Source organism: Methanosarcina sp. 1.H.T.1A.1 (assembly GCF_000979295.1).
Lineage (GTDB): Archaea > Halobacteriota > Methanosarcinia > Methanosarcinales > Methanosarcinaceae > Methanosarcina.
On the sequence record NZ_JJQY01000059.1, the window covers coordinates 1 to 10,881 of the forward strand.

Sequence of the window (10,881 nt, forward strand, 5' to 3'; positions counted from 1 at the left end):
GCTCTGCAGTACGCTGCCCTTTTCGCTGCGCTCAAGAGGGCTAATCTATGGGTTTTAGCAGTGAGCTTCGCTCGCTCAAGAGGACTAATTATGATTTTAGTGGTGAGCTTCGCTCAAGAGGACTTAGATTTTTTGTTATTATAAGAAAATTGAGGGATTATTTTTAGAGGGGTGATAATTATAATGGCTAATCCTAGAAGAATAAGGAAAGTAAGGAAGAGTATGCCGACAATTGAGGGGGCAGGAGTGCATCTGAAGAGGGCTTTTGGGTTCAAGCATGTGCCTGAACTGGACCCTTTTTTGTTGCTCGATGACTTTCATTCGGAAAAGCCGGAGGAGTATAGTATGGGATTTCCCTGGCACCCTCATCGGGGTATTGAGACTATCACTTATGTCCTGCAGGGGGAGGTAAGGCATGAAGACAGCCTGGGAAATAAAGGTATAATCCACCCAGGAGAGGTGCAGTGGATGACTGCGGGGAACGGGATTATCCATCAGGAAATGCCACAGGGGGATGAGAATGGGACTCTGTGGGGGTTTCAACTCTGGGCAAACCTTCCTGCTTCACACAAGATGATGAATCCGCGCTACCGGGAGATCAAAAGCAACCGGGTGCCTGAACTTATCATGGAAAAAGGGCTGAAGGTAAGGATTATTTGTGGGGAGGTAAACGGGGTTGAAGGGCCTGTACGGGAAATAGTAACCGATCCCGAATACCTGGATGTAACAGTGCCTGCAGATGAAAAATTTTTTCATATAACAGTTCCCGGGTACACTGTCTTTGCGTACGTGATAGAGGGCAGCGGAAATTTCGACAGGGAAAAAGACCCTTGCGCCTTTGAGTTTGAAGGAGAAAGATATCTTGATCCGGCAGAGGATTGTGTGATAGATAAGGAGACCCTGGTCCTCTACGGGGATGGGGATTCGATCGAGGTTACTGCAGGAGATAGAGGTGTAAGGTTCCTTCTTGTATCGGGGAAACCCATTGGTGAACCTGTTGCCTGGTATGGGCCAATTGTCATGAACACGCAGGAAGAATTAAAAATAGCTTTTGAAGAATACAAGAAAGGCACATTTATCAAGCATCCACGAAGCATCAAGCCCCTATGAAGTATCAAGCCCTCATGAAGCCAGAGAAAATCTCGCAACTGAGATACGAAGTAAGAAAGGCTCCTTCGCAACTTCAAAAGATATCTGGCAGTACATAATGGACAACTTTGGAATGGAATTTAGAGAAAATTATGTTCCAAAATTGCAAATAAAATTGGATTATTAATAAAAAGATAAAATCAGTTACAGGAAAAACACCATCCTAAGAAGTTCAAAAAAAAATAGAAAAATAAACGGGTACATTGACCCGAAAACACAGAAATATTTTTTTGATTTTTTCCCCGAGTTTACATCTTCTTTCGATCCTGAAACCGGTTAGATAAAACTATATCCTTAAGCAGGAATTCTGAAAATTTTTGTTAGATATAAGGCACATTTTGTTACATGTATATCGCATTATGTTAGCAATTTATAACTTAAACTTCCATTGAAGGCGAAAAATAGAAATAATAGAAGATGTTAAGTATATCTAACTTAATGTTTGAAATATCGAATAATATGTTACAGATAAAGAACAGACTTTCGGTAATCTGCGAAAAAAGGCATGGAAAAAAGATACTGAAAAAAGAGGATAAAAAGCATGGAAAAAAGATACATGAACAAACTGGTCCCTGGAATAATCATTATGCTTGCCGGGATGCTTTCGGCAGCTTTTCATACGTTTGATATGTCTATCTCTATTTTTTTGATCAACCTGGGTCTGATCCTCTTTATTATAACAGCCTTCAGACTTTTCAGGCTGCGGGGCCTTCCGGACAGGGATGAGAGAACAAAAAAACTGGCAGCTTACGGGATAACTTATTCCTGGCTTCTGACGTTAGTGCTCATTGCAGTGCTCTACTGGGTGGAATACTTCAAACTGATTGAACTTACTGTAGGAGGCGTGCTTGGTATACTTCTCATTTTCATGAGTATCTCCGCAAATGTTTTCAGGTGGCATTTCATGCAAAAGGGCGATGTTGAGTAAGGACCTCCGGAGGATAAAGAGTGAAAACAAGGATCAAAGAGCTTCGAGCCAGGCATGACCTTACTCAAGAAGCCCTTGCGAGCATGGTAGGGGTTAGAAGAGAAACAATAGTTTTTCTTGAGAAGGGAAAATATAACCCCTCACTCAAGCTTGCATACAAAATAGCCAGCCGCCTGGGAACAACGATTGATGAATTATTTATATTTGAGGACTCTGATCTCGAATGAATACCGGGTTAGAAGGAGCATTAAGAACTGAAATAATGGGATCGGATCTTCTCAGATATTAGAGAAAAGTCCGGGGAATTTTTTGAGAACTGGAGATCAGGGGCACTTATATCCCGAAATCTCTTAAAAAAGACACGAAGTCCTCATATTTTTCCAGAAACTGTTTACCTTTCTGGGTTAAAGCATACACATTCCTTTTCCCTTTATACTGCTTTAATTCGACCATCCCTTTGGATTCAAGTTCCCCCAGGTATTCTTCAAACATCTGGTAGGAAAGATTGGAAAACCTTTGAAGTTTTGTAGGACTGATTGTACTATTGGAGTCGCGGATAACATTAAGAATATCCCGGATAATTTCAAGCCTGCTTCGTTTTTGAAAAGGCTTCATTTCAGAAGAATACGGCTCCATTTTCTTATTCCTTTGAGAATTATTACATAAGCGAGAAGGGTCAATAAATCAAAGCCAGAGCTTATCAGTTCTGCGGACTTTCCTTCGAGAAGGGTCGAAATATTACCCAGGAAACTCAGGGTAAAGAGCAGAATCAAGCCCAGATAATATGGGTTGGTTATTGGTTTTGTTTCTCCACCCGAACGCATATTTGACCTGATCAATAGCAGTATAAACACAAAAATAAAGGCCTTGTAGCCAAAGGCATAATATTCTCCCACAATTACTGAGATGAGTATGTAGACTAACGTATCCATCAGCGTGAGAAACATGAGAAACATGAAATAAAGGAACTTATAGAATCTTTTTCCCAGGGTTCCCTCTACCATTCTCCAGCTAATCGAAGAGAGCAGGTTTACCTTGGCAAACCAGAAGCAAACCCCGGCTAAAAGAAAAAGCGGAATCATGCTAATGGCTAAAAGGTATAAAGATGATGCAGTTGAGGATTTGGCCAGCAGGAACACAAGGTCCAGAACAAGCAGAAAAAAATTAGCGAGCCCGTAGAAAAAAAAGGTATTTTTGAAGTATCTAAGCCCTTCGTATTCCATGAATGAATAGATCTTCGAAGTTTCCCGAAAGATCTGTAGAGCTAAGCCTACCATCAGAGCATATAAAAAAAGATCGAAGATGATATCGGACATGCTGGCAGAAGCTACAGCTTCTGAGACCTGATTAAGGAGTTCTTCACTTAAAGTTGCATTGAATAAGCCAGCGGTCATCCATCACCTTCAACAGTCCTGTATTATATATATTTTTGGAAAAATGGAGGTCAACTATACTTTTCAACTAGCTCCCATTTTTATATATGTGCCCTGTATAGAAGGCTGTGTTAAAAGAGTCTGTTTGAAAATAAGGAGTTTCTTCTCATAAGTTAAAAGAATAAGCAATTTTTCAGGTGATCATATGGAAACAATTGGTTTTATTGATGCTTTAAAATATCCATTCAACAGGCCTAAAAGGCTTCTATACGCTCTATGGATGCTTGTCCCGGTGATCGGATGGCTTGCACTTTTTGGTTACTTTGTCAGAATCGCCAACGAATTTATCGAAGGTAAGTACGAGGAGCTCCCCCAACTTCACTTCACAGATGATTTGACATTCGGGTTTTCGATGTTCCTGAAATCACTGCCTTTCTACATTGTGTATATCGCTCTGATAACTGGCATAACCATGCTTGACGAAGACATAGCGAATATCCTGGGCCTGCTCCTCGGGTTCTTTGTGCTTCCTATCCTTAATGTAAACTTTTACAGGAAACAGACTGTCGGGTCTTACTTTGATTTCGGGAAACTCAGTTATGTCATAGATAACATCGGCGACTATATCGTTACGATGCTAAAACAGTATGCAATTTCCATTATATTCCTGGTACTTAGTATTGTACTGGTAGGCATACCTGCCCTGTATGTCACAAGCATGATATTTGCTGCAAACTTTTATGGTCGGTTTATTGAGGAACAGGAAGTGCAGGTTCTGTGAAGATTTCCGGATTTATGCCAGAATTTGTGACCAAATATATTTTCAATTTTTTGGGGTTTTGTTACAAAGCCCTTATTTCATGGTATTATTTACCGGTGCTGCGACCTCTTCTTGTAATTTGTTGCGAATTGCCTCTCCATGTAATGGAAAATCCCAGCCCTTCCATAGAAGGGCAGAAAAAATGGAGGTTAAATATATTTTTCAACTACACCATATTTTTATATAAGTGAGTATATAGGGATGCGTATGGAAAAAACACTGATCGCCTTTCAAAATGTCTGGAAAACCTATCAAATGGGTGAAGTTCAGGTCAATGCCCTGAAAGAAGTGAACGCAGAGTTCAGGAAAGGCGAGTTTACCGCAATCATTGGGCCGTCAGGCAGTGGAAAGTCCACAATGATGAACCTTGTGGGCTGTCTTGATGTCCCTTCAGAGGGAAAAATCTTCCTGAAATCCAAAAACATTGCCAGTTTAGAGGAATCGGATCTGGCCGCGTTGAGGGGAAAAACAATTGGATTTATCTTTCAGCAGTACAACCTTATTCCGGGAATGACAGCCCTTGAAAATGTGCTTTTGCCCCTGGAAATACAGGAAATTGATGATGATATTGCGGAAAAAAGGGCAAAGGAACTGCTGACCCTGGTAGGGCTTTCCGATAAGATGAAGAACAGACCCTCCCAGCTCTCCGGAGGCCAGCAGCAGAGAGTCTCGATTGCAAGGGCTCTTGCCAGCAACCCTGATATTATCCTTGCCGATGAACCCACGGGTGCCCTGGACAGTGTTACCGGAAAAGAAGTAATGACGATGCTTTACAAACTGTGGAAGGAAAACGGGAAAACCGTAATCATGGTTACCCATGACATGCACCTCGCACAGTACGCCCAGAGGCACATTGAATTAAAAGACGGAGAAGTGGTTCGGGACGAACCAAACCAGGACCAGTTCTGTCCTGAGTACTGAAGGGAATTACAGAGGAATTAAAAATGTTTCTTGAAAAAATAAGACCTGAACCAGTTAATAGTAAAAAGATTATGAGTCAAACCTTGACTCGTAGAGGAATTGTTAATAAAAACCTAATTTGCAGACAGCTTTTTGGATTCTTCATGGTACTGCTGATAAGTACAACTGCTTTCAGTTCTCCTGCCTTTGCTCTGAGTACTCAGGAGAAAGGAGTAACTGTTGACCTGCTTAACCAGGACCCTGACCCTGTAAAACCCGGAGACATTCTGGAAGTCCGGATTTCTATCCAGAATATGGGATATGAAGCAAACGATAACTGTATCGTTAAAATTGAACCCAAATATCCCTTCAAGTCCCTGCCAGGAGAAGAACTGTCAAAAGATATTGGTACTCTGGGAAAACGATCTACAGATGACCGCGAGAAGGTAGTAAAGTTCAAGGTGGGAGTGGAAAACGATATCAATAAAGGAAAATATCCCTTAAAGGTTCTCTTTTATTCAAATGAAGGAAAAGACAAAGTTTCCCTTACCAAGGATCTCATGATCGAGATTGATAGTGAATCAAATGCTGAGATTGAGTCCATCAGCCTGGAGAGATTGGTTCCCGGGGAAAAGACAAACCTTACTTTTGGGATAAAAAATGTAGGCAATTCTCCCCTGAAAAATGCGATGTTTTCCTGGGACTGTGCAAACGATGTTATCCTTCCCGTGGGTTCGAGCAATGTAAAGCATATCAACCTTATCGATGTGGGGGAAACTGCAAATGTCACCTTTGAAGTTCTTACAAACGTAAATACTGTTCCAGGCCTCTACAAACTGGATATGACTCTTACCTATGATGATGTTGAAGCACTCAAGACCATCACGGAAGCCGGTACACTTGATAACGAGAAACGGAAACAGATAAAAAGCAAGGCAGGAGTCTACATAGGGGGCACCACTGATTTTGATATTTCTTACATGGAAAGAAGCCTCACAGGAGCTTACACCTTTTCTGTTTCGAACATCGGAAACAACGCCGCAAATTCCGTAAAAGTTTCCATTCCCCAGCAGGCAAACTGGACCATCACGAACGGCGGCAGCAATTCGGTAGTTCTCGGCAACTTGCAAAAAGGGGACTATACGATTGCGGATTTCAATCTCAAGCCGGCTGCATACGGCAAAGAGCTGCCTCTCAAATTTGAAATCAGCTACACCTCAAGTGACGGGCAGAGACAGGTAGAAAAACAGGAGCTTACAGTTTACACAACAGAGTCCTCTACAAATGAAAATTCAGGGTCTGAAGAAAGCTCAACTGCTTCATTCTCATATAAATTAGTTCTCATAGTTGTTTTGGGAATTGCAGGTGTCCTGGTGTACAGGAAAGTTTCCAAAAAGAGAAAAATGAATGAGTGAATCCCGCGAAATTTAAACACCCAGATAAAATGAGCCATTTAATGATCAGATCCGGGAAGAGACGAATGAAAGCTTAATGTCCGAAGGCTGTGGTGCGATGAAACCTGCAAAGATACTCAGAATTGCCTTTAACATGGTAAAAGCCAACAAACTACGTAGCTGGCTGACCATTATAGGGGTGATCATAGGCATTGCCTCGGTAATGGCCATTGTCACAACCGGGGAATATTTCCAGGAACAGGTAACCAAAACCATGGAAGAGCTGGGTGGAGATACGATCACCATCGTTGCCTCTTACCCATTTAATTTTGAGGAGGCAGATTACTCCCAGGTAAGCGTAGAAAGTGAAAATGAAAGTGAAGGCGGAGGCGGTTCCGGAAGTCCTGTGAATTATGAAGAACCGAAAAGCCCGGAACTCACAAAAATGGATGTGTTCACGCTCCGTCGAATTCCCGGAGTACAGTACATCAACGTTAACGTTGAAAGCAGCGCAACAATGGAATTCGGAGGCAAGAAGACCAACGTCTATGTCAAGGGTGTGGACCCGCGGGTCTGGCCTGACATCACCAAGAAAAAGGTAGGAGAAGGCCGGATGCTGCAGCCCGGAGACCGGACTTCAGTGGTAATTTCCGGTGAACTTGCTAACAATGAAGAGCTGGGACGGAAAATAATGGTCAATCAGATGATCCTCCTCAACGGCAAGTCCTACAGGGTAATTGGGATTCTGGCAGATGAAGGAGGGCTATTTGGAGGCTTGGGATTTGGGAGCAGCATCTACATGCCTTACGAGGAAGTTTATTCCCTTCCAACCGATGAAGACAGTTATTATGGTGAAAAAAAGAGGGATGTCTACGATTCCATTGAAGTAAAACTCTACAAAAATGCCGATTACGAAGGTACACTAAAAGAAATAGAGGAAATGCTGAGGCTTTCACGCAGAGTTGATGAAAAGACCCAGGACTTCTATGTGTACTCAGGAAAAGAGAATATGGAAAGCGTCGGAAAGGTGATTAGCGGGCTTACTGCATTTCTGGCATTTATTGCAGGCATTTCTTTGCTTGTAGGCTCTACAGGGATTGCGAATACAATGTTTACATCCGTCCTTGAGAAAACAAAAGAAATCGGGATAATGAAAGCCATTGGAGCACAGAACAAAGATATCATGCTTATCTTTCTCTGCAACGCTGCAATGATCAGCCTTGTAGGCGGAATAATAGGAATTCTACTTGGCACAGCTGTCGTACAGGCGATATTGCTCCTGATCTCAATGAAAATGCAAACCCCCTTTGAATTTGCCCTCAGCATAAAAGGGACCATAATCGCAACTCTTGTCTCGATCATCGTGGGCCTGATTGCGGGCCTGGTGCCGGCAAAAAATGCTTCGGAACTGAAGCCAGTGGATGCACTGAGGTATGAATAAAGAACTCAGGGCTCATTACGAAATAACCTGGTGCATCGATTCCAAATTCTGGACAATGAGTTGTCCATAAAAGAACCAAAGATGGACACGGATAAAAATGGATAAAAATGGATTGAGGCCATCTGTGTTTATCCGTGGCTCATTCATGATAAACGGGATCGATGAACCAGGCAAAACAAAACTATTTTGGAATTAATCGACGAAGCACAGGAAGGATGCAGAGAAATGAGGATATATATTTTTATTTTTAACTATGGATAAAAGCATCAATAACTCTATATAATTAAAAAAGTATGTACCTGATAAAATTATATGAAGTGAGAAAAATGGATAGTATAAAACTGTTTAAAAAGGTTACGGATGCGATTACTACAATTATCCTTTACGTACTGCTGCTGGCTTTAATTGTGGGAATGGCAAAAACCTTACTGGATATTCGCTTCATTATTTTTGAGTCCCTTGAAAGCGGATTCAATCACATGGTGACAAGTGTACTGACAGTTTTTATTGTTATTGACCTTTTCACAGCTTTTGTTGATTACCACGAACACGACCGGATCAAGCTTACGAATATAACGGATGCCACAATTTTAATAGTCCTGCGTGAGATCGCTGTGGGCCTTTATGCCCAGAAGTTCGGGTATGAATTTGTTTTGAGCCTTTCTGTACTGCTGCTCGTGCTGGGCATAATGAGAGTGCTTACTATCACATATTCCCCGGCAAAAACCCAGGGATCTTATACTGCTGTGCAGAATGAAGGGCAACCTTCAAAACAAGGTATAAGCGCCGTAATTGATCGATGCAAGCCTGCTTCTGAAAGCAATTAATCTTTTTTGAAGGCGGTTCAGCAATTTTTTCCTCTGCCCCCCATAAGGCAGATGAGAAAAATATTTATCTTTTTTTTGATTCAGACGGATTATGGGAAATTCAAAAATCAAGTTGTTCTGGCGCACCCCGTGGCAAGCTACGGGGTATTCGACTGAAATAAAACAAAAGGGGAAAAGGGCTCTGCAGGGATCACTACAGAGCGCCAAAAAAACTTTGGAGCACTTCAAAGCCTTATGTAGCTCTTTTATACTTCGATGATATCCATCACATCAAGCCGCATCGTCGGAGGGACCTCTTTTTCCGGCACCCCCACCCTTATAAGCATCTGGATTGTTTCGTTTTCCCCGGCGTATTCTTCATGAATCTCCTTATATAGTCCAGCCATTTCCGGATACTCTTCAGTAGCCTGGCTCAGGGGCTGCATGGCATATCCCATGTCTGCGGCTGTTAACAGGAAGCGACTGTAGAGGATACCGGATTCAACCTGGGCCGTGCGGCTGTTGCCTTTTGTGATTATCAGGGCATATGCGGGAGTGTTTTCCACGGCAGATTCGGTCTGGCTGAGGAAAGAATCCCTTGAGGCTTCAGGGCTGTTCATTGAGGGAAAAAGGGATACGAGGCCCTGGAGTACATGAACTTTGAGGGGCGAAAGCCCCTGGCCTTCCATGGTAAAACCGTAGCGAAACTCGTTCTTCTGCCATTCGTTGGGCCTGAAAAGTTCGGAGCCTTCGACCTGGATACGGTCAAGCCCCGCCTCGACCTCAGCCGCCCTGAAAGCAATGTCCCCGAGTTTTTCAAGGTCCTCAGGAGCCTGGAAGATGACTATTGTGACATTTTCCGTGCTCAGGGCTTCGAGTTTCTCCACATCTTCTGCCTGAAGTTTTGTTTCTTTATAAGGAACTCTGTATGTGTCCGGAACGAACATCGCATCATAGAGAGGCGAATTTTCAGTCCCTGCACCGGTTTCATTTTCCCTTAACTTTTGCAGGGCCACCCTGGCAACAGGTTTGCTTCCCAGATTTGCTGCCGTCCCATCAGGCCCGTATTCCCCTTCGGGGAAAAGCTGCATGCCGGTTTCATACCCAAGCTCTTCTCCGGCAATCCTCACGTATTCAAGGAAGGTCCCCTGGCTGATTGTCACCTGCCTGCCCGGTGGATCGGCTTTGGGGCTGAGCCTGTCCGAATCGACGTACAGGAGAAAGCTGTCATTTCCCTCAAGGACCACCTTCCAGGACTGCAGGTTATGGGAATTCGGGGAAAGCATCCCGTGGGCCAGGACCTGAACCCTCGGGTCTTCGAACTGCGTGTGATAGGTCCCCGACCAGGGCTCAAGATATTTCTTCGGAAGAAAGGCTCCGTCTGCCATAACCAGTGAAAAAATGCCGATTACGAGAATCCCTAAAACTGCAATTACAGCCTTATGTCTGGTGATCAAAGCCAAAATTTTACCCCCGAATTGGAGTTTTCATTAAAATCGATAAACTTCGAGTCATAAGATGCCAGCTCATGATATGCCATATTTTTTTCAACCTCCTCTTTGGGCAACTACCTACCTATGGAATTGCTTCATTTCGAGTTTTGTTTCTTCTTATCATTTTTTACGTTCTCGATCTTAAACGTATGGCTTCTACCCATAGGAGCTTGTTTAAGAAAAGATCTCCCGAACCTAAGTACAAAGAAACAAAGGAAAGGTCACCAGGTATGCACTATTTATTTTTAAAAAAATAAGATATAATACTGCGGGAACCTGTATATAATCAAAAAAATATGAAAGTCTTTGTTCATCAGGAGGGAAAAAAGGATAGTATAAAATTATTTAAGCAAGCCTGCTTCAGAAAGCAATTAATCTCTTTTAAAGATGGTTCAGCAATTTTCCCTCTGCCCCCCATAAGGCAGATGAGAAAAATATTATTCTCTTTTTTGATTCAGACGGATTATGGGAAATTCAAAAATCAAGTTGTTCTGGCGCACCCCGTAGCAAGCTACGGGGTATTCGACTGAAATAAAACATCCGTAGATATATAAATGATGTACATATTTTTATAGAG

12 protein-coding genes are annotated in these 10,881 nt (G+C 42.6%); 9 read left to right on the top strand and 3 right to left on the bottom strand.

The features are described 5' to 3' along the window. Positions 1-183 precede the first annotated feature (183 nt). The 3 genes from EO95_RS06160 to EO95_RS06170 all read left to right on the top strand — a co-directional run bounded on the left by EO95_RS06160 (position 184) and on the right by EO95_RS06170 (position 2,304). The gene (locus EO95_RS06160) at positions 184-1,110 is read left to right on the top strand and encodes a pirin family protein (RefSeq protein ID WP_048133239.1); all 927 of its coding nucleotides are present in this window, start codon (positions 184-186) and stop codon (positions 1,108-1,110) included. Between the two features lie 580 nt (positions 1,111-1,690). Then, positions 1,691-2,077, top strand: a complete 387-nt coding sequence (locus EO95_RS06165; protein WP_048133241.1) for a hypothetical protein — start codon at positions 1,691-1,693, stop codon at positions 2,075-2,077. 20 nt (positions 2,078-2,097) lie between these two features. Continuing rightward, the gene (locus EO95_RS06170) at positions 2,098-2,304 is read left to right on the top strand and encodes a helix-turn-helix transcriptional regulator (RefSeq protein ID WP_048133245.1); all 207 of its coding nucleotides are present in this window, start codon (positions 2,098-2,100) and stop codon (positions 2,302-2,304) included. Between the two features lie 106 nt (positions 2,305-2,410). Here the strand turns inward: EO95_RS06170 and EO95_RS06175 are convergent, their stop codons facing one another. Next, the gene (locus EO95_RS06175; protein ID WP_235282888.1) at positions 2,411-2,713 is read right to left on the bottom strand and encodes a winged helix-turn-helix domain-containing protein; all 303 of its coding nucleotides are present in this window, start codon (positions 2,711-2,713) and stop codon (positions 2,411-2,413) included. Next, the gene (locus tag EO95_RS06180) at positions 2,689-3,471 is read right to left on the bottom strand and encodes a hypothetical protein (protein ID WP_048133248.1); all 783 of its coding nucleotides are present in this window, start codon (positions 3,469-3,471) and stop codon (positions 2,689-2,691) included. The genes EO95_RS06175 and EO95_RS06180 overlap by 25 nt, the downstream gene beginning before the upstream one ends. Before the next feature lie 184 nt (positions 3,472-3,655). Here EO95_RS06180 and EO95_RS06185 point away from each other — a divergent pair, with 184 nt between their 5' ends. The 5 genes from EO95_RS06185 (at position 3,656) to EO95_RS06205 (ending at position 8,832) form a co-directional block, all read left to right on the top strand. Next, positions 3,656-4,231: a DUF4013 domain-containing protein gene (locus EO95_RS06185; protein WP_235282889.1), complete on the top strand. Its 576-nt coding sequence runs from the start codon at positions 3,656-3,658 to the stop codon at positions 4,229-4,231. 246 nt (positions 4,232-4,477) lie between these two features. After that, positions 4,478-5,191 carry an ABC transporter ATP-binding protein gene (locus EO95_RS06190; protein ID WP_048133250.1) on the top strand — a complete coding sequence of 238 codons (714 nt, stop codon included), beginning with the start codon at positions 4,478-4,480 and terminating at the stop codon, positions 5,189-5,191. Between the two features lie 143 nt (positions 5,192-5,334). Next, a complete protein-coding gene (locus EO95_RS06195; RefSeq protein WP_156161348.1) occupies positions 5,335-6,585 on the top strand; it encodes a COG1361 S-layer family protein in 1,251 nt (416 codons plus the stop codon). A 76-nt stretch (positions 6,586-6,661) separates the two neighbouring features. Beyond that, the gene (locus tag EO95_RS06200) at positions 6,662-8,005 is read left to right on the top strand and encodes an ABC transporter permease (protein ID WP_235282890.1); all 1,344 of its coding nucleotides are present in this window, start codon (positions 6,662-6,664) and stop codon (positions 8,003-8,005) included. 326 nt (positions 8,006-8,331) lie between these two features. After that, complete coding sequence (locus EO95_RS06205; protein WP_048133285.1) at positions 8,332-8,832, top strand: phosphate-starvation-inducible PsiE family protein; 501 nt, start codon at positions 8,332-8,334, stop codon at positions 8,830-8,832. A gap of 245 nt (positions 8,833-9,077) precedes the next feature. On the opposite strand, the gene EO95_RS06210 is transcribed toward EO95_RS06205, so the two are convergent. Further along, positions 9,078-10,274: an Acg family FMN-binding oxidoreductase gene (locus tag EO95_RS06210; RefSeq protein WP_052733520.1), complete on the bottom strand. Its 1,197-nt coding sequence runs from the start codon at positions 10,272-10,274 to the stop codon at positions 9,078-9,080. A 326-nt stretch (positions 10,275-10,600) separates the two neighbouring features. On the opposite strand from EO95_RS06210, the gene EO95_RS06215 reads away from it, so the two are divergent. Next, on the top strand, positions 10,601-10,834 hold the full coding sequence (locus EO95_RS06215; RefSeq protein WP_048133252.1) for a hypothetical protein: 234 nt from the start codon (positions 10,601-10,603) through the stop codon (positions 10,832-10,834). Positions 10,835-10,881 lie beyond the last annotated feature (47 nt).

Bases quoted from the DNA above. Each gene is read 5' to 3' on its own strand.
- EO95_RS06160 (WP_048133239.1), top strand. From the start codon at position 184: ATGGCTAATCCTAGAAGAATAAGGAAAGTAAGGAAGAGTATGCCGACA.
- EO95_RS06165 (WP_048133241.1), top strand. From the start codon at position 1,691: ATGGAAAAAAGATACATGAACAAACTGGTCCCTGGAATAATCATTATG.
- EO95_RS06175 (WP_235282888.1), bottom strand. From the start codon at position 2,713: ATGGAGCCGTATTCTTCTGAAATGAAGCCTTTTCAAAAACGAAGCAGG.
- EO95_RS06180 (WP_048133248.1), bottom strand. From the start codon at position 3,471: ATGACCGCTGGCTTATTCAATGCAACTTTAAGTGAAGAACTCCTTAAT.
- EO95_RS06185 (WP_235282889.1), top strand. From the start codon at position 3,656: ATGGAAACAATTGGTTTTATTGATGCTTTAAAATATCCATTCAACAGG.
- EO95_RS06190 (WP_048133250.1), top strand. From the start codon at position 4,478: ATGGAAAAAACACTGATCGCCTTTCAAAATGTCTGGAAAACCTATCAA.
- EO95_RS06195 (WP_156161348.1), top strand. From the start codon at position 5,335: ATGGTACTGCTGATAAGTACAACTGCTTTCAGTTCTCCTGCCTTTGCT.
- EO95_RS06200 (WP_235282890.1), top strand. From the start codon at position 6,662: ATGTCCGAAGGCTGTGGTGCGATGAAACCTGCAAAGATACTCAGAATT.
- EO95_RS06205 (WP_048133285.1), top strand. From the start codon at position 8,332: ATGGATAGTATAAAACTGTTTAAAAAGGTTACGGATGCGATTACTACA.
- EO95_RS06215 (WP_048133252.1), top strand. From the start codon at position 10,601: ATGAAAGTCTTTGTTCATCAGGAGGGAAAAAAGGATAGTATAAAATTA.